Raw genomic sequence first — 21,835 nt, forward strand, 5'->3', positions numbered from 1 at the left:
GAGCGTCAGACCCTGACGCCGGAGCGACGCCGAGAGCGGTACCGCACGCCTCTCGCGGAACACACGGGCACCGGCACGTGGCGAGCGACCGCAGTCCTCGCCGCGCCTTCGCCGTGCCCCGGAGACACGCACCCCTGTCCGCATCACCTAGGCAAAGGCCGCATGTCCGTTCACCCGCTATCGGACCTCATACGTTTCACCCGCCGGAACTCACCGTTCTACGCGGAGCTCTACGCCGACCTCCCCCCGGACGTCCGGCACCTGACCGACCTGCCCGTCGTGGAGCAGAGCGCCTTCTGGGCCGCCAACACCCCGGGCGACAACCGGGTGCTGACCGCACCCCTCGGCGAAGCCGTCGTCTACAAGACCGGCGGCACGACCGGCGCCCCCAAGTTCTCCTGCTACACCCGCGAGGAGTGGCGCGACTTCGTCACCGCCTTCGGCGGGGGACTCGTCGAGGCCGGGCTGCGCCCCGGCCACCGGGTCGCCGACCTCTTCTACGCGGGCGAGCTCTACGCCAGCTTCCTGTTCGTCCTGGACTCGCTCGCCCACGCGCCCGTCGACAACGTCCGGCTGCCCATCGGCGGCGGCGCCCCCCTCGAGACCACCGTCCCCACCCTTGAGGACCTCGGCGCCCAGGTGGTGGCGGGCACCCCGACCACCCTCTGCCGGCTGGCCGAGCACCTGATCGCGACGGGTCGTCAGCTCCCCGCCGTGGAACTGCTGTTCTTCGGCGGCGAGGCGCTCTTCTCCGACCAGCGACGCCTGCTCGCCGCCGCCTTCCCCAACGCCGAACCGCGCTCCCTCGGCTACGCCAGCGTCGACGCCGGCCTCCTCGGCTGCCCCGTCCCCGGGCCCGACCCCCGGGTGCACCGCGTCTTCACCCCGCACACGATCGTCGAGATCCTCGACGAGACCACCGGGGAACCCATCCACGAACCCGGCCGCCCCGGCCGCGTCGTGGTGACCCAGCTCTTCCGCCGCCTCATGCCCGTCATCCGCTTCCCCGCCGGTGACCGCGCCGAGTGGACCGACGTCGAGGCCGGACACTTCCGCATCCTCGGCCGCGCCGAGGAGGGCGTCCGCGTCGGACCCGTCTCCCTCTACTCGCAGGACGCGCTCGACGCCGTCGCCGAGGCCGACACCGACGGCCGGGTGACGGGCACTCAGCTCGTGGTGCGCCGCTGGGACGGCCGCGACGGCCTCGTGCTGCGCCTGGCCACCGCCCCCGGCGACGACGACCCCACGGGCCTGGAACCCCTCGCCGAGGCCGTCACCGAACGGCTCAACACCGTCCGTCCGCTCTACCCCGACAGCGTGGCCGCCGGCTTCGTCCACCCCCTGACCGTGGAGTGGGCCCGCAACAGCGACCTCGTCGTCAACACCCGCTCGGGCAAGCTCGTCCGGGTCATCGACGAGAGGCCCACCGCATGACCGCCGTGACCACCGACGAGGGCCGCCGCCCGCCCCTCGTCCTGCGCAACCGCGCCTTCGGCACGGTCTGGCTGGCCCAGGTGCTCACCCAGGCCGCCGTGCGGATGTTCCAGGTCGGCGTCTCCTGGTGGCTGATCGCCTATGCCGTCGCCGACGGACGCGGGCTCGCCTCCGGGCTGTTCATGGCGGTCAGCACGCTGCCCGCCGTGGCGCTCGCGCCCGTCGTCGCCCGGTCCGTCGCCCGCTTCGCGCACCGCTCCGTGCTGCGCGCGGCCGCCGGGGCGGCGGGCACCGCCGCGGCGGCCCTCGCCGTCTGGGCGTACGCGGGCGGGCTGCCGCTCGCCGCCGCCTACGCCGCGACCCTGGCCCTGGCCGCCTGCCAGGCCTTCTTCGACCCCTGCCTGACCACCTCCGTGCCCGAACTCGTCGACGACGAGGACATCGAGGCCGCCACCGGCTTCGAGATGTCCACCCAGTCGCTGGCGAGCCTCGGCGGCGCGCTCATGGGCGCCCTGATCGTCGACGCCGCCGGAGTGGCGGGCCTCGCCGTCGGCTGCGCGAGCGCCTATCTCGTCGCGGCCGCGCTGATCACGACCGTCCGCTTCCGCGCCCAGGCCGCCGCGCCCGGCGCGGAGGATGCCGCCGGGGAGGGCGAGGCCGGTGGACGCCGGTCGCTGCGGGGGATCCTGGCCGGGCTGCCGTTCGTCCGCCGGATCCTGCTCTGCTTCACCGCGGCGAACCTCTTCACCACCGCCGTCTTCGTCGTCATCCCGCTGTACACCAAGTCCGTCCTGGCGGACGGCGGTTCCACCGTCGCCCTGCTGGAGGCGTCGCTGGGTGTGGGCACGCTGATCGGCTCGTTCACCGGCGCCCGCGTCCCCGGCCGGCCCACCACCCTCGGCGCGTGGCTGCTGACCCTGATGGGCCTGGCCCTGGCCGCCCCCGGCCTGTTCACGGGACGGTTCGTCTTCGCGGGCTGCCTGGTCGTCGCGGGCTGGTGCGTCGGCGTCATCGGGGTGCGGTTCGTGGCGCTGTTCCAGCGGCTCGTCCCCACCGCCGACAAGCCGGGCTTCTTCGCCGTCATGCAGGCCGTGCTCGGGGCGACCTTCCCCCTGGCCTCCCTGCTCTTCGGCCTGCTGGGCGACCGGCTCTCCCCGCAGACCCTGTGCCTGATCCAGGCGGCCGGACTCCTGCCCGCGGCCTGCGCGCTGGCCCTCCTGCGCGACCCGGACACCGGCGCCGCCGCCGAGACCGCCGACGCCGCCCAGGACGTCCCCGCTCACCCGTCCGAGCCCGTGGTCACCGGAGGAAAGCGATGACCGTCACGATCGACCGGGCCACGCCCGCCGACATCGCCGAACTGCGCCAGCTCTACTACGCCGTCTACGGCCCGCACTACCCCACCGCCCTGGGCACCGACCCCGCCGAGATGTCCCGGCTCATCGCCGACCCGCACACCCTCTGGCTGGTCGCCCGTCACTCCGGCTCCGGCGGGCTCGCCGCGTCGGCGGCCGTCCACGGCGAGGCCGGCAGCCGCGTCGGCCGGCTGGAAGGGCTCGCCGTCCACCCCGAGCGCCGCTCCGGCGGCCTCGCCCACGCCCTGACCGACGAGCTGTGCCGGCGGACGCTGGACACCGGGCGCCTGGACTCCGTCTACGCCACGGTCCGCACCGTCAGCGCCGGCCCCCAGCGCGTCGTGTCCCGCAACGGCTTCCGGCCCATGGGCGTCCTGCCCAACGCCGTCGACCTCAACAGCCGGGAAAGCCTCGCACTCTACGCGCGTCACTCGCCGGGCGTGCTGGACCGGCGGCTCCCCGTCGCCGAGGTCCCCGCACCGCTCGGCCCCCTCCTGCGCACCGTCGGCGCGAGCCTCGGCATCGACTACGGGCACGTCCGGCGCACCGCGCCGAAGACGGTGCCCGCCCGCCCCACGACGGCGGCCCGGCTGGAGATGATCGAGGCCCCCTCGTTCGTCCGCCGCCGCTTCCACGAGCGCTTCCCCGACAGTGAGCGCTGGTTCTACCCGCTGCACACCCCCAACGCGCTGCTGGCGTCCGACGACGACAGCTTCGAGGTCTACGCCTACCTCAACCGCACCGGACGCTACTGCTCCCTGATCGCCGCCGCGCCCGACCCGGCCGCGGCCGCCGACTACCTGGAGCCCATCACCCGCACGCTCACCCGCGCGGGCGCCGGTTACGTGGAGGCGCTGGTGCCGCTCTCCGAGCACGGAGCGCTCTCGGCGTTCCTCGCCCAGGGCTTCATCCCCAGCGCCCTCTACCCGGCCATGCGCCCCGAGTCCGACGGCGACGGCTTCCACGACTACGTCGTGATGTCCCGCACCGCCGAACAGATCGACTTCCGTGAAGTGGTCGTCGACGCGCCCCTCCAGCCGTTCCTGGACGCCTACGCGGCGGCCTGGGCGTCGACCTACCTGCCCACCCTCGAGGTTGCCTCATGACACCCGTCAACCCCCATCTCGCCCCCGTCGACGTCCCCGACCCGGCGCTGCTGCCGCACGTCCAGCGCCTGTGCGACCTGACGGACCCCTACGCCTCCGGCCCCGCCGAGGAGGAGCTCTTCGCCGCCGCCATGGCCGAGAGCCACGCCTGGCACGCCGAACGCTCCCCGTTCTTCCGCTCGCTGTACCAGGGGACCGCCCCCGAGGAGCCCTACCGCGCGCCCCTGGTGCACGCGAACTTCTTCAAGCGGCACGAGGTCCTGTCGATCCCGCGCGACGACGTCCACCTGCACCTCACCTCGTCCGGCACCACCGGGCAGAAGTCGCAGATGTTCTTCGACGAGTGGACCATCCGCTCCGCCCAGCGCATGGTCGCCCGGATCTTCGAGCGCAATGGCTGGATCACCCCCGATCAGCCGGTCAACTACCTGCTCTACAGCTACGAGCCCGCCCCCGACCTCAAGCTCGGCACCTCCTTCACCGACAACTACCTCTGCGACTTCGCCCCCGCCCGCAGCGTCGAGTACGCCCTCCGCAACACCGGCGGCGGCCACGAGTTCGACCCCTTCGGCTGCGTCGCCGCGCTCCGCCGCTTCGCCGAGGAGGACGTCCCCGTCCGCATCCTGGGCTTCCCCGCGTTCCTCTGGTTCACCCTGGAACGGATGCGGGCCATGGGCCTTCCGCCCCTGAACCTCCCCGAGGGCTCCCTGATCGTCCTCGGCGGCGGCTGGAAGGGCCACACCGACCGGCAGATCGGCAAGCACGAGCTGTACGCCCGCGTCACCGAACAGCTCGGCGTGCCCTCCGAGCGGATCCGCGACACCTTCGGCTCCGTCGAGCACTGCGTCCCCTACATCGAGTGCTCGCACCACAACCTCCACGCGCCCGTCTGGTCCCGCGTGTTCATCCGGTCCACCCGCACGCTGGAGCCGCTCGGGTACGGCGAGCGCGGCTACCTCCACCTGGTCTCCCCGTACATCACGTCCGTGCCCGCGCAGAGCGTCGTCATGGGCGACCTGGCCTCCCTCCACCCCGGCGGTGAGTGCGGCTGCGAGCTGGACACCGACTGGTTCACCATCCACGGCCGCGCCGGAGTGAGCCGCAACAAGAGCTGCGCGGTGGCCGCCGCCGAACTGATGAAGGGCATGTCGTGACGACCGAGACCAACCCGCACTACTGGCAGGGCGCCTTCATCGACGACGAGGAGGCCGGCCGGCGCCTCGCCGCGCTGCCCGCCACCGTCGAGGCCGCGCTCGCCGAACCCCTGGACACCGAGACCGTCCTCGCCGCCTGCGACGCGCTGTCCACCGCCCTCCTCGACCCCGCCCACCCCACCCGCGCCCGGCTCGCCACCCACCTGCCCGAGGGCGAGGACGGCACTCTCCTCGCCGAACTCGGCGCGTTCCTCGCCCGCGACGGACTCACCCGCAAGCTCCGCGGCGAACTCGGCGGCACCGCCCCCCAGCGCCTGAACCGCCCCGACGCCAAGGAGACCGTCTACGAGGCCTGGGCCCCCGTCGGCCTCGTCGCCCACATCGCCCCCGGCAACGCCGCCTCCGTCGCGCCCCTGAGCCTCGTCGAAGGACTGCTCGCCGGCAACGTCAACATCCTCAAGACGTCCGGCGCCGACACCCTCCTCGCCCAGCACCTCCTCGCCGAACTGGCCGCGCTGGACGAGAGCGGGGCCATCGCCCGGCGCGTCATCGTGCTGCGCTTCTCCTCCTCCCGCCAGGAGTGGCTGCGCCTGATGTGCGCGCCCGCCGACGCCGTCGCCGTCTGGGGCGGCGAGACCGCCGTCGAGGGCGTGGCCGCCCACGTGCCGCCCGGCTGCCGCCTGGTGGAGTGGGGCCACAAGATCTCCTTCGCCTACCTCGCCCGCGACGCCTGGCGGGACGAGGCGACCCTGGCCGCCCTCGCCGCCGACGTCTGCCTGCTGGAGCAGCAGGCCTGCTCCAGCCCCCAGGTCGTCTACCTCGACACCGACGACGACAAGGACGTCTTCGCCTTCGCCGAACGCCTCGCCGCCGCCCTCGCCGCCGCGCCCCCCGGCCCGTCCGGCGACGAACTGGACACCGCCGAACAGGCCGAGCTCACCACCACCGAGCTCATCGCCCGCCTCGAGGAACACCTCGGCCTCACCCGCGTCCACACGGCCCCCGACGGCTCCTGGCGCGTCATGGCCGACACCCGCCCCGCGCTCACCGCCTCCCCGCTGCACCGCAGCGTCTGGGTCAAGCCCCTGCCCCGGGAACGGATGCTCGCCACGCTGCGCCCCATGCGCCGCTACCTCCAGACCGCCGGCGTCGCGGGCACCCGCGCCGACATAGCGGAGCTCTCCCGTCTCGCCCTGGCCGCCGGCGCCACCCGCGTCACGCCCGTCGGCTCCATGCTGGGCAGCTACGCGGGCGAGCCCCACGACGGCGTCTACGCGCTCCAGCGCTACAGCCGCCGCGTCGCCGTCCAGGCCGACGAGCGCTTCGCCACCGTCGCCTGCCTCGACGACCTGGTCCGCCCGACCGCGCTGCCCACGCCCACCGGGCCGCTGCTGGACAAGGCCGCCGTCCAGGAGCTCAACGGCTCCGTCGACCGGCGCGACGCCGAGCTGTACTTCCGCAGCGGCGGCAGCACCGGCACCCCCGCCCTGTCCCTGTTCACCTACGACGACTACGACACCCAGATGCGCGCCGCCGCCCGCGGCCTGCTCGCCGCCGGCTACGACCCGAAGCACGACCGCACCGCCAACCTCTTCTACTGCGGCGGCATGTACGGCGGCTTCATCAGCTTCTTCTCCATCCTGGAGCGGCTGGGCGGCACCCAGATGCCCATCGCGGCCGGCCCCGACCACCGCGCCACCGCCGAGGCCCTGGTCGCCCACGAGGCGGACACCCTCTTCGGGATGCCCTCCTACCTCTGGCAGCTCCTTCACGACCAGAGCGACCTGCTGCGCTCCTACGGCGGCATCCGCAAGATCTTCTACGGCGGGGAGCACTTCACGGCCGAGCAGCGCCGCGTGCTCGCCGAGAGCTTCGGCATCGAGACCGTCCGCTCCATCACCTACGGCAGCACGGACCTCGGCCCGCTGGGCTACCAGTGCGTGGAGAGCGCGGGCGGAGTCCACCACCTCCACGCCGACCTCCACACGCTGGAGATCCTCGACGTCGACGCCGACCGGCCCGTGGCACCCGGCGGGACCGGCCGTCTCGTCTTCACCACCCACGCCCGGCGCGGCCAGCGCCTCGACCGCTACGTCATCGGCGACCTCGGCCGCGCCGTCCCCGGCCGCTGCCCCTGCGGCAACCACGCCCCGCGCTTCGAACTGCTGGGCAGGCTCGGCGACGTGATGCGCGTCGCGACGTACTTCCTCAACCACGGGCGCTTCGTGACCCTCGCGGAGGGAGACTGCGGCTACGCCGGGGAACTTCAGGTCCTCCTCGGGAACGGCACGGCGCGCGAGCGCCTCACGGTCCGCGTGGAGCGCTCGGCCGACCCGTCCGCGCTGCGCACGGCCCTGCTGGCCGGGTACCCGGAGCTGCGCTCGGCGGTGGAGGAACGGCTGCTCGACCTCGACGTCGAGGTGGCGGACACGGCGGAGTTCGCGCGCACGGCGACGACCGGGAAGCTCCGGTCGGTGGTCGACTGCCGGCAGTAGACGAGGGGCCTGCGGCGCTCGCCCCTGTCCCACCCCTTCCCGTTTCTTTCAGGGGCTTCGCCCCCGAACCCCCACCCGGGGTGCGAGGGAGCGGAGCCCCCTCGGAAACGGTGAAGGGGCGGGACAGGGGCAAACCCCTCACTCACCCAGCCCCGCCTCCTCCAGGTCCAGCGCCCGCTGCACCCGCCGCCGCGTCATATCGCTGACGCGATTCCCCTCGTACAGCCGCCGCAACTCCGCGCTCTCCGCCGCTATCACCGCCCGTCGCAGCTCGCGGTAGTCGGCCGCCGAGACGCTGTCGCCGTCGTGATCGGCGTCCGCCTGGTCCAGCCGCGCCAGCAATCCCCGCCGCAGCTGGTCGATGACGGTCGCGGAGGCCGCCTCCACGGACTCCAGCTCGGCGAGGCAGGCCAGGCCCGCCTCGGCCAGAGCGGCCCGGCAGCGGGCCTCCTCGTGGGCCGTGTGCTCGGGCTCCAGCGCGATGCCGGACCAGCGGACCACCGGGGCCAGGGTGAAACCCTGGACGACGAGGGTGAGGACGACGACGCCCGTGGTGAGCACGAGGATCAGCGGACGGTGGGGGAGCGGCGCGCCACCCTCCGCCGTGAGCGGGATCGACAGCGCGGCGGCCAGCGGCATCACTCCCCGGGTGCCCGCCCAGGACAGCACCGCCGGGACGCGCCAGGACACCCGCCCGTCGCCCTGCCGGCGCTGTGTCAGCACAGACAGCGGCAGGATGCCGAGCAGGCGGGTCGTCAGAACCGTGCCGGTCATCGCCAGCACCCCCAGCGGCCAGCCGCGCCCGGCGGAGCCCAGCTCGTGAACGAGCGCCGGCAGCTCCAGCCCGATGACGGCGAAGACCACGCTCTCCAGCAGGAAGACCACCGTGCCGTAGACGGCGTGCACCTGAAGCCGGACGGCCGCGTTCGTCAGCCCGTGGCCCGTGCTGCCCAGCACCACACCCGCCACCACCACCGCGGTGACCCCGGACGCCCCCAGGTCCTCGGCGAGCGCGTACGCCGCGTACGGCGTCACCAGCGCGACGACCGTCACCAGCACCGGATCGGCCGTGCGCCGCCGGATCAGCGCCGCGGCCCCCGCGACCGCGCCGCCGACCAGCACCCCGCCACCGCCCAGGACCAGGAACGCGCCGCCCGACGCCACCGGGGACACCGCGCCCGTCGTCACGGCCGTGGCGACGGCGACCTTGAACAGCACCAGCGACGTGGCGTCGTTGAACAGGCTCTCCGCCTGCACCAGCACCCGCGCGCGCGGCGGCAGCGACAGCCGGCGCCCCAGCGCCGTGACCGCCACCGGGTCCGTACTGGCCAGCACCGCGCCGAGGACGAAGGCCGTGGAGCCGCCCAACGGGGTGACGGCGGAGGCAACCACGCCCACGGCCGCCGCGGTGGCCAGCACCAACCCGAAGGCCAGCACGGTCACCGGCCGCCACACCGGCCGCAGTTCGCGCCACGATATCTCCTCGGCCGAGGCGAACAGCAGGGGCGGCAGCACCACGACGCTGATCGTCTCCGGGGCGATCCGGATCGCGGGCACCCACGGCAACATCCCGATCAGCACCCCGCCGACGACCAGCAGCGAGGGCGCGGGGACCCGCCAGCGCCGGGCGCCCGTGGCGATCAGCGTGGCGCAGGAGACCAGGAGGAGCACAGCGGTCAGAGCGGTCACGTGAGGCTTCCCCCATCCGGCGCGCTGGAGCGGCTCGCAGGCCGCACTGCCGCCGACCAGGCTTCCCGGCACGCCCCGAAGAAATCCACCGGGTTCCACCCCGTCCCCCGGTCCCCGCCCCGCCCGTGACCTGGCGAAGTCAGGAACGCGTCAACGTCGGCCCCCGTACCGCCGCCCACGGGCCGGATCGGCCGACGATGGCCGTGTACCCCTCCACACCGGGCGACCCGCCTCGCCCCCGACAGAAGGAACACCCATGGCCCAGGCCGGCGCTCCGCCTGAAACTCCGGGCATCCGCCCCGGCAGACTGAAGGTCTTTCTCGGCGCTGCCCCCGGAGTCGGCAAGACGTACCGCATGCTGGACGAAGGATGGCGCCGCGCCCTGCGCGGCACCGACGTCGTGGTGGCCTACGCCGAGTGCCACCACCGCCCGCACACCGAGGAGATGCTCGAGGGACTGGAGACGCTGCCGCGTCTGCGCCACGACCACCGGGGCCTGGAGTTCACCGGACTCGACGTCGCCGCCGTGCTCGCCCGCCGCCCCGCCGTCGCCCTCATCGACGAACTCGCCCACACCAACGTGCCCGGCACCGGCAACGCCAAGCGCTGGCAGGACGTCGAGGAACTCCTCGCCGCCGGCATCGACGTGCTGACCACCGTCAACATCCAGCACCTGGAATCCCTCAGCGACGTCGTCGAGAAGATCACCGGGGTGCCGCAGCGGGAGACCGTACCGGACGACGTCGTACGCCGCGCCCACCAGATCGAGCTCGTCGACATGGCCCCCGAGGCGCTGCGCCGCCGGATGGCCCACGGCAACATCTACGCCCCCGAGAAGATCGACGCGGCGCTCTCCCACTACTTCCGCGTCGGCAACCTCACCGCCCTGCGCGAACTGGCCCTGCTGTGGCTCGCCGAACGCGTCGACGAGACCCTCCAGCGCTACCGCGCCGAGCACGGCATCGGCGGCGTCTGGGAGACCCGCGAACGCGTCGTCGTCGCGCTCACCGGCGGCCCCGAGGGCGACACCCTCGTCCGCCGGGCCGCCCGCATCGCCGCCCGCTCCTCCGGCGGCGACCTCCTGGCCGTGCACGTCACCCGCAGCGACGGCCTCGCCGGCGCCTCGCCCGCCGCGCTGGCCGGACAGCGCCGGCTCGTCGAGAGCCTCGGCGGCACCTACCACACGGTCGTCGGCGACCAAGTGCCCGCCGCGCTGCTGGAGTTCGCCCGCGCCGAGAACGCCACCCAGCTCGTCGTCGGCGTCAGCCGCCGCGGCTGGCCGGCCCGCGTCCTCGCCGCGCGCGGCGTGGGCGACAGCGTCGTCGAGATGTCCGGCGACATCGATGTCCACATCGTCACCCACGAGCGCGCCGGCCGGGGGCGCGGCCTGTCCGTCCCCGGCAGCGGCCTCTCCCGCGTCCGCCGGATCTGCGGACCCGCGGCCGGACTGCTCCTGCCCCTCCTGCTGACCGCGACGCTGCGCGCGGACGCGGTCGCCGAGGCCGTCGCCCTCAACCTGACCAGCGAGGCCCTGCTCTTCCTCGTCGCCGTCGTCGGAGTGGCCTGCATCGGCGGGGTGGCCTCCGCGCTGCTGGCCTCACTGACGGCCTCCCTCCTGCTCAACTACTACTTCATCCCGCCGACGGGCCGTTTCACCATCCACGGCGCCAACAACATCCTCGCGCTCGTCGTCTTCGCCCTCCTCGCCGTCACCGTCGCGGCCGTCGTGGACCGCTCGCTGCGCCTGAGCCGCCGCGCCGCGAGCGCCACCGCCGCGGCCGAGACCCTCACTTCGCTCGCCGGCGGCATCCTCCGTGGCGAACAGGACGTCCCCGACCTGCTGGAACGTACCCGCCGGACGTTCGGCATGGAGTCGGCCGAGCTGCGGCCCCGGGGCCGCGACCGGGAGCCCCCCACCGACATGGCCCGCGCCGGGTCAGGGCGCGTCCCGACCGAGGAGATCAGGACGCCGATAGGAGAGGACGCCGAACTCGTCCTGCGGGGCCGCGCGCTGCCCTCCTCCGACCGCCGGGTGCTCGCCGCCTTCGCCGCCCACCTGACGGCCGCCGTGGAACGCGCCCGGCTGGCCCGGGCGGCGGCCGAGATCGAGCCGGTGCGGGCCGCCGACCGGATGCGCACCGCCCTCCTGGCCGCCGTCAGCCACGATCTGCGCACCCCGCTCGCCAGCGGCTGGGCCGCCGTCAGCTCCCTGCGCAGCAGAGAGGTCGACTTCTCGCCCGAGGACCGCGAGGAACTGCTGGCCACCGCCGACGAGTCGATGGCCAAGCTCAACCGCCTCGTCGACAACCTCCTCGACATGAGCCGCCTCCAGGCGGGCGCCCTGACCCTGAGCCTGCGCCCCACCGCCCTCGTCGAGGTCCTGCCCCTGGCCCTGGACAGCCTGCCGGAGGCGCCGGAGTGCGAGGTGGCCGCCCCGGACCTGGAACGGGCCCCCGACGTCCTCGCCGACCCGCCCCTGCTGGAGCGCGTCCTGGCCAACCTGGTGGCCAACGCCGCCCGGCACTCCCCGCCCGGCCGCCCGGTCACCGTCGCGGCCAGCGTCCTCGCCTCCCGGGTGGAGCTGCGGGTCGTCGACCGGGGCCCCGGACTCCGGCCCGCCGACCGCGAGCGCGCCTTCGAGCCGTTCCAGCGGCTGGGGGACACCGACAACACCACCGGGCTCGGCCTGGGCCTCGCGCTGTCCCGGGGCCTGACCGAGGCCATGGGCGGCACGCTCACCCCCGAGGACACCCCCGGGGGCGGCCTGACGATGGTCGTCTCCCTGCCCGCCGCCCCGGCCCACGCGTAAAGCCCGGCCGCGCGTAGAGCCGGCCCACGCGTAAACCCGGACCGCGCATAAAGCCGGTCCTCCGGGTAGCCGTTCCGGGAGGGAACTGTTCCGCCAACTCGCCCGCTGTACAAGGTGAATCCCACAACCCGGGGGTCCCGCAGAGGACACCCGACAACCGAGGGGGAGCCATGCGTACGACCCGATCGACCCGATCGACCCGACCCACCTGGCGCTCAGGAGTGGCATTCGCCCTGCTGGCCGCGCTCACCGTCCCGGCCGTCGCCTTCGCGGCCTCCGCCGGGGCCTCCACCCGGTCCGCCGCCACGGCGGCGGACGACGCCCCGCAGACGCACGAGGGCGGCACGTCCTCGGTCGTCGACCGGGTGGCGTCCTTCTACGGCGCCTACGTCGACGCCCGTACGGGCACGCCCGACGCCTCCCTGTCCAACGCCCTGCGCGCGCACTACCTCACCAAGGACTTCCGCGCCCGCCTGGATACCTGGGAGCGTAAGAACGCCGTGGACGGCGTCCTCCGCGCGCAGAACACCCCGCGCGCCTGGCAGGTCACGTACGACAACAGCGGCGCCGGGCACACCTGGACGAAGGTCCGCCTGACCTGGGGCGACGAGAAGAAGCCGACGTACACCTACCTCAGCGTGCAGTCGGACCTCGCCACCAGGCTGATCTCCGACATCAAGGAGGGCACGGCGACGGGCGGCGCCGCCGACGACTGACGGCGGGTCAGCGGCCGTGCGCGGGAGGGGCGGCCCGCCGGACGAAGGACATCCCGTACAGGCCGCCCGGCCCGGCGCTCGCGCCCGAGACGTACGCGGCGTTGGCGCCGTGCCAGTACAGGGAGTCGACCTGGAGGGGCTCGTCCAGGAACCGCGCGGGCGTCAGCGTCCTGCCCGCGAGAGGGTCGCGCTGCCGGTCGTAGGGCCACCGGCGGACCTCGGACTCGCGCAGGGCCGTCCCCCAGGTCATGCCTCGGTCGACGTCCACCAGCCGGAAGGCGATGAGGGTGCCCTCCGGGGTGTCCTCGCGCCGTACGGTCAGCTCGGCGGGACGGCCGTCGAGGTCACCGGCGTAGTGGCCCTCCCCGGCGTACCCGCCGTACCAGTCCCGGTAGTCGCGGAACGGCCGGTTCTCGACGTAGGCGGGGCCCGTGCCGGAGCGGCGGAAGGACAGGGGGAAGCCGCGGCCGTCCCGGACACTCGTCCCCGAGAGCCGGTCGGTGTCCCGGGTGTGCAGCACCAGGGCGCGCAGGGTGAGCGCGGCGGACCCGCGCAGCGCGATGCCGCCGGCCAGGTGGGAGGTCGCGGGGAGGTCCTCGAGGCTGCCGGTGAAGGTCTCGTCCCGGTCGAGGTCGGTGAGGGTGAGGTAGAGGGTGTGGAGGGTGCTGGGGGACTGCCGTACGACGACGATCCTCAGCCGCGCCCGGTGGCCGTCGTACACCCCTTCCCATGTGCCGCCGAAGGCGCGCACGTCCCGGAAGACCCCGCCTTGGCGGGCGGCAGCCGCAGTGCCGGTACCGAGGCCGGCGCAACCCAGGACGATGGCCGTGCCGAGGGCGGATCTGAGGGTGGTGCGGCGGGACGGTGAGCGGTGCTGCATCGGGCCTCCCGGAACTCGCGGAAATCTCCCGTACTGAACGACGCCGCTCATGATGTGCGCTGTCACGGGGACAGCACAGCCCCGAATGAGCCGACCGAGGATCAGCCCGATTCGTAACAGTCGTAGTTGCGCTGGGAGATGATCCGGCCGTCGCGGAACTCCAGGAACGTCGCGATGTGCGCGCGCAGGACGTGCCCGGCGGGCAGCTTCCCCAGGGGCACGGCCAGCGTGCCCGACCAGACGGCCTCCAGGGCCACCCGGTCACCGGCCGCGACCACGCCCGTCACCTCGAAGCGCTGCTCGGAGAGCAGATCGCGACCCCGCTCCGCCGCGGCCAGGACGGCGGGCAGATCGCGCACGACGCCCTCGGGGAAGAGGGCGTTGGGCAGCTCGTGGTGGACGGCGTCCTCGTGGAAGAACCGGGCGAGTTCCTCGCCCGTGGCGAAGCGGGCGACGGCCTCGTGATAGCGCAGGGCCGTCTCGACATGGGGGTGACGCGGCACGTCCGGCATGTCACGACCATAGCGGTGCCCCGCGACGCCGGAGCGTCGCGGGGCACGACTTCGTACGGACCGTCAGGCGGTCTGCTCCTCGGTGCGGTCACCGCTCCAGGGGGTGTGGAAGGAGCCCTCGCGGTCGGTGCGGCGGTAGGTGTGGGCGCCGAAGAAGTCCCGCTGCCCCTGGGTCAGGGCGGCCGGCAGCCGCTCGGCGCGCAGCGCGTCGTAGTAGGCCAGGGCGGCGGCGAAGCCCGGCGTCGGCACCCCGCGGCGCACGGCGGTGGCGACGACCTCGCGCCACGCGTCCTGGGCCCGGCCGACCTCCTCGGCGAACTGACGGTCGGCCAGCAGCGTGGGGAGCTGCGGGTCGGCGGCGAACGCGGCGCGGATGCGGTCGAGGAAGGCGGCCCGGATGATGCAGCCGCCGCGCCAGATGGCGGCCATGGCACCGAGGTCGATGTTCCAGCCGTACTCGTCGCTCGCCTTGGCGATCATGTTCCAGCCCTGGGCGTAGGACACGACCTTCGACGCGTAGAGCGCCTCCTCCACCCGGGCGGCGAACTCCTCGGCCGCGGCGGGGGAGAGGGCCGCGGCCTCGGCCGAGGGCCCCGGCAGACCGTTCGCCGCCTCGCGCAGCTCCTTGTGCCCGGAGACGGAACGGGCGAACACGGCCTCGGCGATCCCGGACACCGGCACCCCGAGGTCCAGCGCCGTCTGCACCGTCCACCGCCCGGTGCCCTTCTGCTCGGCCTCGTCCGCCACGATGTCCACGAACGGGCGCCCGGTGGCGGCGTCCTTGTGGGCGAGCACCTCGGCGGTGATCTCGATGAGGTACGAGTCCAGGCGCCCGGTGTTCCACGTGCGGAAGATCTCCGCGATCCGCTCGGGCGCGAACCCGCCGACGGTGCGCAGCAGGTCGTACGCCTCGGCGATCAGCTGCATGTCGGCGTACTCGATGCCGTTGTGCACCATCTTGACGAAGTGGCCGGCGCCGTCGGGGCCGACGTGGACGGCGCAGGGGGTGCCGTCGGCGGCCTTGGCGGCAATGGACTCCAGGAGGGGCCCGAGCGACTTGTAGGATTCCGCCGATCCGCCGGGCATGATCGAGGGCCCGTTCAGCGCGCCCTCCTCACCACCCGAGATGCCGGCGCCGACGAAGTGGATGCCCTTGTCGCGGAGGTCCTTCTCGCGGCGGCGGGTGTCGGCGAAGTGGGCGTTGCCGCCGTCGATGATGACGTCGCCCTCGTCGAGGAGTGGCGCGAACTCGTCGATGACGGCGTCGGTGGCCTCGCCGGCCTTGACCATGATGATGATGCGGCGCGGCTTCTGCAGGGCGGCGACGAACTCTTCGGCGGTCTCGGCGGGGACGAAGGTGCCCTCGTGGCCGTGCTGCTCGACGAGGGTCTTGGTCTTGGCGGCGGTGCGGTTGTGGACGGCGACGGTGTGGCCGTGGCGTGCGAAGTTGCGGGCGAGGTTGCTGCCCATGACGGCGAGCCCGGTGACGCCGATCTGTGCGGTTGCCGTGGTGGCGGGGGTGCTGGGCATTGCGGTGGTCCACTCCTGTCGCTGTGCAGTCGAAGGCTGGTGCGTGCGTCAACACGGCAGGTCCCGGGGATCTTCCCGGGATCGTCCACGCGGGTGACCGGGCAGCAGCCCGGGCATGCTCGCACGGGGGGCTTGAGTACGACTGGGGGCACGCTGGAGGATGCCCTGAGCCAGTCGCCTTGCTGTAGCCCGTTTGCGTGACCTGGACAAATGCGGAGCGAGGTGCCGTAGTCCATGTTCCGGGGCCTCGATACTGCCCGGGCCGCCCGAAGGCACGGTCTGGCGGTTGCGTGATGGTGGCGCTTGGCGGCGGTCCGGGGCGGGTTCCGACGGGTCCGATGCCGACTTAATGCTGACTTAGCTGACGACTAGTCAGCTATGTGCGGGCGGGCCCTGGCCGGTGCCGTGGCGTCGGCGAAGGCGACAGTGATGCCGTGTCAGGGGTTACGGAGGGTGACGGATGCGCCGGCCCGGCAGTGACACTGCAGGGGTGTCGGCGCCGTGAGGCTGAGGAGCCGTGATTCTTGAGTCGGCGACCCGGCTGGGCCGAGTCGCCACCAGGCTGTCGCAGCCACTCGCGCATGCCCCCGCATGCGTTCCTCGACTCGCCCGACGGCCCGATCACCCTCCGGTCGTACGGCGTCGCGGTGGGCGAGACGGCCTACGGTCCCGGTGGGGCGCGGGGAGTCCCCTGGGTGCCACATGGCACAGGTAGGCGGAAGCGTCTCTTGGCGTCCACGTGGTCCAGACCGTGGCCGTTCACGCAGGTGGGGCCTTTGTGGTCCAGGTGCGTCGACGGAGTTGGTGACAGGAATGTGACAGCTGAGGAACCCCAGCCGGCCAGGTGTCGGCGGGGGTTCTCGCGTTGAGGGACTGACTGGGGCACGGTGTTCGGCGCGATCTTTCTGTGCTCCGGCTCATCGTTCTCGACGCGACAGGAGGGGCGAGGTGGTGGCTGAGGCGACGTATCGAGGGCGCATGTCGGCGACTGGGGCTCGCGATGCGCGCAGGCGCGCTGTTCCGTAGCGACCAAGATCCCGGGGGCGCGTGGGCGCTGCTGGGCCTCATCGAGTATCCCCTCGACGAGGGGCAACGGTGTATTGGTGATCCGCAGGTGGAAAGGATGGCAGCGGTGCTGCCGTCGTGCCGTGATCTGGCTCCTGAGATTTCTGACCCAAAGCGTCCTGATAACCCCCCAAGCCGCTCGCGGGGCGAGGCAGTGCGCATAGACGCTGCTCCGGGGGAGTGTCTGCTCGACGAGGACGAGGGCCTGTCTGCGGATCACGCCGGACAGACCCTCGTACCGAGGAGGGCTCAGCGTTTGGGCGTGGGAGCCCTGCCTCGCAGTGGCATGGCGCTTTCCGGACCCTCCGGCCACGCCAGGGGCTCTTGGGCCGCCGCTACGGAAGGACGCGTCCCAGCAAGCGCGTTCCCGCGGGGCGGCCACGCACGGACGGTACCGAGAAGTCTGAATGTTCATCACCTGGACCACTGACCCCTCAGCCCTGGCGGCCCCTGCTGGGACGGGCGAGCTGTACTGGGTGTCTTGCCGGCAGGCGGCATGCACGGTCGCCAACCTGGGCCTCCCCGAGCTGGGTAGTTTCCTCGTCGGTCACGTCGGAGGCTGGAGCTCGGACAGCTGGATCACCATGGGCGAGCCGGGGCGACGTTCAGAGGTGGCGTCGGTCACTGGCTGGTCGGTGCGCCGTGCCGGGGAGGGTGCCGGCGCTGGAGCGGCAGGACTGAAGAGACACCGCAGGCTGCGGGCTGTGGGGCGCCGAGGGGTGGGAGCCGCATGAGTGATGGCGGCCTCCTGGGAGTGCGCTCGTGCAGAAGGCCGGCCCGCCATACCTCCGATCCCCGGCCGCACTGCCGCCCGTCCCGTCGTGGCCATCCGAGCCAGGGCCCCAGGCCACGAGAGCGCTGTGACCGTTCACGACCGCTCACCGTTTCGGGACGGGCGTGAAGCCCCCGGTTCCGGGGGTGCGGGCGGTGATCTCCGTGTCGATGCCGAGGGTCGCTGCATCCTCGACGAGGCGCTGGTATTGGTCGCCGTTCACCGACACTTTGCGGATGCCGTCCCTCACGCCCTCACGTTGTCCGGTCGCTGCCGCGGGTGAGCCAGCCCTGGCGGCGGATGGTGAGGAGCCCGAAGGCGTCGAGGGCGTGGGAGAGGACGTCGGTGGCCAGGAGCTTGAAGGCGAGGGCCCTCCGTCGGCCGGTGCGGTGCAGTAGGCGGCTGGTGCGCAGGAGACGCCGGCCGCACCAGTAGGTCACCACTACGGCCGGTGCGAGGAGGTGGCCGGAGGTGGCCAGCCAGAGGTAGTACGCCGTGCTGAGGAGGAATCCCAGGCGCAGGATCACCGAGACGGTGACGCAGCGTGCGAGGTAGGGGTGGTGCCAGATCCATCCGCCGGTCAGGGCGCTCAGGTGTTCCCGCCAGCTGTTGCGCTGGTGGCGCAGTCTCTGGCGGACGAGGCCGGTGAAGGTGTCGGGGAAGCGGGACCAGACGTGCGCGTTGGCCTGCAGGACCGTCCGGTAACCCGCCCGGAGGGCCAGGGCGGACAGCCGCGTGTCGTCACCGGGGCCGCAGCGCACGCCCAGGAAGGTCTGCTGGACCAGGTCGGGGCCGACCTGTTCGAGCAGGGTGCGCCGGTAGACGGCGGTGCGGCCGGGGAGGCAGCCCAGTGCCTGTCCTCGGACGGTCTGGGCGGCCATCACCACGATCGGTCCTCGGCCGCGGCGGATCTCCTCCCAGAACGTGGCCGGTTCCAGGACGAACGACTGGGTCGCCACCCCGCCGACCGTCGGATCCGTGAACGGTGCGCTGACCGTGGGCACGAGATCGCGGGCCCAGACCGTGTCCGAGTCCGTGAGAGCGACCAGGCCCGCCGTGACCGCTTGCCAGCCGGTTCGCAGCGCCCGGCGCTTGTCCCGGTCCGCCGTGGTGATCACTCGTACGCCATGCGCCCGTGCCACCTCGGCACACGCGGTGTCGCTCTCATGGATCACACAGGCGACTTCCGCCACGTCGTTGCGCAGCCATGAGCGCAGGGCCCGGCCGAAGAGGGCCGGGTCCTCCCGGTAGACGGGGCACACCACGGCCACCGGCTCCCGATGGCCGCGCCGGGCCGGCCGGTACCGCCTGGCCGCGCGGAGACGGCTGGCCCGTTCGAGGCGGCCCAGGACGGCCAGCGCGATCGCCGGGGCCAGTTGGAGCAGCACCGGCCACGCCGCCGCGGCCGTCATAGCCATGGAGGCGCCGGCTCAGGGGAGGTCGTCCGGAACGGGGTCCGCCGACACCATCAGGTTCATGAAGCCGAAGGCGTCACTGTCGGCGATCTTCAAGTCGTCCGTGTCCATGGCGGACGGGTGCTTACCGCCATCCATGACGAACAGCGAATAGCCCTCGTCCAGCTCGTATGTCACGGGGCGGTGACCACTCATCGGTTCCTCCTCCGGATCGCCCGCCTTCCATGGATTCCACGGATCCCGTGAGAAATCAACGGCTCCTTCAGGACGACTCGAGCGCCAGCGGAAGCTCCACCATGCTGAGCAGTATCGGAACAACGACGAGCAGATCCGCCATGCGCGCGACCTGCGCGTGGGTTCTGCGCGTGGCGACGGGTCGCGCGGTGGCGAGTTGGCCTCCGCCGCGGCCTTCGCCAAGGCGCTGGGGTGCCGGCCGCGCTCGACGAGGACGAGGTGGCCGACGCCGGCGAGGCGTGCGCCAAGGGTGCCGCGGTCAAGGCGCTCGTCCGCGGGCTCGGCGTCGTTCTCGAGATCATCCGTAGGGTGTTCGACGTGGTCGGTGCCTGCGGCGTCGGCAATGTCCTTGAGGAACTCGACGGCGTAGCCGCCGGGATGCGGTCAGTGCTCGGCTGCTGGACATGCGGACAACTGCGGCACGCCCTCGTCGAAGCGGTATCCGGAGGGGAAATTCGCAGGCTGGGGGTCTGCATCTGCCCGTGCAAGGAGGGTGTCCGTGGCGGGAGTCACTGGCGGACGAGGGGTTTGTTCGCGTCTAGGGCCCCTGCGAGGTGTGTCTGGCGCCGTGGGTATGTATGGAGGAGTCCTGGAACGCGACGGCGAGCTCGGCGCTGACGTGCTGCCGTTCGTATACCGGTGGTCGCCTGCTTAGCAGGCCCCGCATACCGTGGTGCCCACGCCGGTCTGTCGCGTCGAGAACTTCTCGGCACACCACGCGCCGATGCTCTGCTCTCCTACGCCATCTCCCGGCGGGCAGGCTTCACGGCGGGGACCGTGATGGACCCGCTGACCGGCGTGCTCTCGCACAAGGACCGCGATTCGCTGGTCCTGCCTGTCCAGGGCGTGGTCTTCCACCAGTACCTCGCCGACTGCCTCCCGCAAGTCATCGAGATCCTGGGCATGGACAACACGCTGACCCATGGGTACACGGTCCTGACGGCACACGGAACGGACAGCTACTTCGGCATCCACACCGACGCGACCAAGATCGAACCCGACCACGACACGATCGTCTTCTTCCCCTCCAGCGCGTTCCGCGAGGTGACGGCCTCCCACTGCCCTTCCGGCGAGTTCGCCGACCACCGAAACACCTATCGAGCGGCCGGGATACGTCAGTACGCCGACGCCCATGACTGGCTGACCAGCATCCACTTGCCGACCTGTGCACCCGATCTCAACCCCGTCGAGGGCATCTGGTCCCTGCTGCGGCGCGGCCCCCTGGCCAACACCGCCTTCGCCGACGCCGACCACCTCACCCGCACCCTCCGCCACGGCTTGCGGCAGATCCACTACCGGCCTGACCTGATCGACGGCTGTCTCACCGAAGCCGGCCTCGCGATCACCCGTCACGACCCGACACCCACGCGAAAACTTCAGTAACTGGCCTGTCTACGTGATGCGTGCCAGGCCGGCGGTCAGGCTGTTGAAGACAGCGGACCGTGAAGGCGAGCGGCCTTGGTTGACGCACCGTCGTGGAGGTGGGCCGGGTCAAGCGCCAAGTACTTCGTCGGCGCTTCGGGGCTCTGTGCGCGGCTGTTGGTTGAGCTTGTGACGCGCGATGGAAGACCGGCGGTAGACCTCTTTGCGGGCCCGCATGATGTTGCCCAGGGGGGCGTGTTCGGCGGTGACCCGCCAGGGTGTGAAGGAGAGTGCGTCCATTTTTTCCAGGTTCTCCGGGCCGGAGATGTCCTGCTGTGGCAGCCGCAGCTTGGCCACGGTGACGGGCGGCGAGAGCTGCTCGGGCCACTCCACGGTGGTGTCCTCCACCGGCATGCGCTCCAGGTCGGTGCAGAGCTGGACCTGGATGCCGAACGCGTAGGGCCGCTCCTGCAACTCGGCTTGCAGGGCCGGTCGGAAGACCTCCTGGGCGGAAGCCGGGTCGATGGTGCGCCGGACCACTGCGGCGGCACTGGAAGGGTCGGGGGTGATGCGCACCTTGGCGATGTAGTCCCCGTGCCGGACCGCGCCCATCGTCCAGTAGCTCGACAGCAGCAGGTTCGCCGGAGGGATCTTCGACAGGCGGAGGAAGGCCAGGAACTCGTCCCATGCCCAGTCGTCCTGGTCCAGGGTTCCCTTTCCGGTCACGAAATCGGTGTAGAAGCGATGTGCGCCGGGTCGGCCCTGGGAGAAGTAGGCCGGTGCGTCCAGGAACAGTTCCTGGATGAACAGGTAGTGCTCGACTGTGTTGCAGAAGAAGACCGGTCCGTTGATGTTGGCGTAGTCGAAGGTGCCTGTGTCCGGTTCGTCTTCCAGCAGGGTTGGGCCGGGGATGTCGAAGATCTTCAGTGCCAGTCCGGTGGCGGCGCCCAGGCGTGCGTCGGCTCCGGCATGGGGCGAGCCGTTGGAGAAACGGATGAGCGCGTCGTGGGTTCCCGGGGTCGCGTAGATTCCTTGGGCGTACTCGGCGGGGAGCCCGGACAGGATCTCCACTTCCCCGCGGACCAGCCCGTAGCCCTTGGCATGAGCGTCGCGGAGGGCTCGTCCGGTGCCGCCGGCCGTGATCGACTCGGCGATGTAGCTCTCGGTCTTTTCGATCACCGTCTGAACGTTGCGGTCGAAGTCCGGGTCGTCGTCTTCGACGTCAGGTGTGTAGCGGACGAACTGTGCTGCCATGACCTTCGACCTCTCCTCGGAGAGCGTGATCGGACCTCAGGGGGGAATCGCTG

General features: G+C 72.3%; 16 protein-coding genes and 1 pseudogene. 9 read left to right on the forward strand and 8 right to left on the reverse strand.

Going from position 1 to position 21,835, the window contains the following annotated elements; translation table 11 throughout:
- The first annotated feature begins 162 nt into the window (after window positions 1-162).
- Genes EKH77_RS29080 through EKH77_RS29100 form a run of 5 tightly spaced genes read left to right on the forward strand, consistent with a single transcriptional unit; the run spans window position 163 to window position 7,544 of the window.
- Window positions 163-1,434 (forward strand): phenylacetate--CoA ligase family protein, encoded by a 1,272-nt coding sequence (locus EKH77_RS29080; protein WP_126917222.1) that lies wholly within the window; start codon window positions 163-165, stop codon window positions 1,432-1,434.
- Entirely contained in the window at window positions 1,431-2,753 is a 1,323-nt protein-coding gene (locus EKH77_RS29085) for an MFS transporter (RefSeq protein WP_126917223.1), read from the forward strand. Before EKH77_RS29080 ends, EKH77_RS29085 begins: the two co-directional genes overlap by 4 nt.
- On the forward strand, window positions 2,750-3,895 hold the full coding sequence (locus tag EKH77_RS29090) for a GNAT family N-acetyltransferase (protein WP_126917224.1): 1,146 nt from the start codon (window positions 2,750-2,752) through the stop codon (window positions 3,893-3,895). Before EKH77_RS29085 ends, EKH77_RS29090 begins: the two co-directional genes overlap by 4 nt.
- On the forward strand, window positions 3,892-5,049 hold the full coding sequence (locus tag EKH77_RS29095) for an acyl-protein synthase (protein ID WP_126917225.1): 1,158 nt from the start codon (window positions 3,892-3,894) through the stop codon (window positions 5,047-5,049). The genes EKH77_RS29090 and EKH77_RS29095 overlap by 4 nt, the downstream gene beginning before the upstream one ends.
- Window positions 5,046-7,544 (forward strand): acyl-CoA reductase, encoded by a 2,499-nt coding sequence (locus EKH77_RS29100; RefSeq protein ID WP_240667589.1) that lies wholly within the window; start codon window positions 5,046-5,048, stop codon window positions 7,542-7,544. Before EKH77_RS29095 ends, EKH77_RS29100 begins: the two co-directional genes overlap by 4 nt.
- Window positions 7,545-7,682: 138 nt before the next feature.
- Here the strand turns inward: EKH77_RS29100 and EKH77_RS29105 are convergent, their stop codons facing one another.
- On the reverse strand, window positions 7,683-9,233 hold the full coding sequence (locus EKH77_RS29105; RefSeq protein ID WP_126917226.1) for a Na+/H+ antiporter: 1,551 nt from the start codon (window positions 9,231-9,233) through the stop codon (window positions 7,683-7,685).
- 256 nt (window positions 9,234-9,489) lie between these two features.
- On the opposite strand from EKH77_RS29105, the gene EKH77_RS29110 reads away from it, so the two are divergent.
- Window positions 9,490-12,042, forward strand: a complete 2,553-nt coding sequence (locus tag EKH77_RS29110) for a sensor histidine kinase (RefSeq protein ID WP_126917227.1) — start codon at window positions 9,490-9,492, stop codon at window positions 12,040-12,042.
- Between the two features lie 221 nt (window positions 12,043-12,263).
- Window positions 12,264-12,758, forward strand: coding sequence for a hypothetical protein (locus tag EKH77_RS29115; RefSeq protein WP_240667590.1), 495 nt, complete (start codon window positions 12,264-12,266; stop codon window positions 12,756-12,758).
- A 7-nt stretch (window positions 12,759-12,765) separates the two neighbouring features.
- On the opposite strand, the gene EKH77_RS29120 is transcribed toward EKH77_RS29115, so the two are convergent.
- From EKH77_RS29120 to EKH77_RS29145, 6 genes are all read right to left on the reverse strand, one after another.
- On the reverse strand, window positions 12,766-13,638 hold the full coding sequence (locus EKH77_RS29120) for a hypothetical protein (RefSeq protein WP_126917229.1): 873 nt from the start codon (window positions 13,636-13,638) through the stop codon (window positions 12,766-12,768).
- A 101-nt stretch (window positions 13,639-13,739) separates the two neighbouring features.
- Window positions 13,740-14,150 (reverse strand): nuclear transport factor 2 family protein, encoded by a 411-nt coding sequence (locus EKH77_RS29125; protein ID WP_126917230.1) that lies wholly within the window; start codon window positions 14,148-14,150, stop codon window positions 13,740-13,742.
- 63 nt (window positions 14,151-14,213) lie between these two features.
- Window positions 14,214-15,680, reverse strand: coding sequence for an NADP-dependent phosphogluconate dehydrogenase (gene gndA / locus EKH77_RS29130; protein WP_126917231.1), 1,467 nt, complete (start codon window positions 15,678-15,680; stop codon window positions 14,214-14,216).
- Between the two features lie 1,943 nt (window positions 15,681-17,623).
- Complete coding sequence (locus EKH77_RS29135) at window positions 17,624-17,767, reverse strand: hypothetical protein (protein ID WP_240667591.1); 144 nt, start codon at window positions 17,765-17,767, stop codon at window positions 17,624-17,626.
- 4 nt (window positions 17,768-17,771) lie between these two features.
- Window positions 17,772-18,935, reverse strand: a complete 1,164-nt coding sequence (locus tag EKH77_RS29140) for a glycosyltransferase (protein WP_126917232.1) — start codon at window positions 18,933-18,935, stop codon at window positions 17,772-17,774.
- A gap of 12 nt (window positions 18,936-18,947) precedes the next feature.
- Complete coding sequence (locus tag EKH77_RS29145; RefSeq protein ID WP_126917233.1) at window positions 18,948-19,127, reverse strand: hypothetical protein; 180 nt, start codon at window positions 19,125-19,127, stop codon at window positions 18,948-18,950.
- A gap of 231 nt (window positions 19,128-19,358) precedes the next feature.
- Here EKH77_RS29145 and EKH77_RS29150 point away from each other — a divergent pair, with 231 nt between their 5' ends.
- Both EKH77_RS29150 and EKH77_RS34865 read left to right on the forward strand, forming a co-directional pair.
- Window positions 19,359-19,784, forward strand: a complete 426-nt coding sequence (locus EKH77_RS29150; RefSeq protein WP_126917234.1) for a hypothetical protein — start codon at window positions 19,359-19,361, stop codon at window positions 19,782-19,784.
- Window positions 19,785-20,246: 462 nt separating this feature from the next.
- Window positions 20,247-20,549 (forward strand): annotated as a pseudogene (locus tag EKH77_RS34865) (transposase); the annotation flags it as partial.
- A gap of 108 nt (window positions 20,550-20,657) precedes the next feature.
- On the opposite strand, the gene EKH77_RS29160 reads toward EKH77_RS34865, so the two are convergent.
- Window positions 20,658-21,782 (reverse strand): catalase family protein, encoded by a 1,125-nt coding sequence (locus tag EKH77_RS29160; RefSeq protein ID WP_126917235.1) that lies wholly within the window; start codon window positions 21,780-21,782, stop codon window positions 20,658-20,660.
- Window positions 21,783-21,835: the final 53 nt, after the last annotated feature.

This window comes from Streptomyces luteoverticillatus, assembly GCF_003970715.1.
In the GTDB taxonomy this organism is placed as follows: domain Bacteria; phylum Actinomycetota; class Actinomycetes; order Streptomycetales; family Streptomycetaceae; genus Streptomyces; species Streptomyces abikoensis.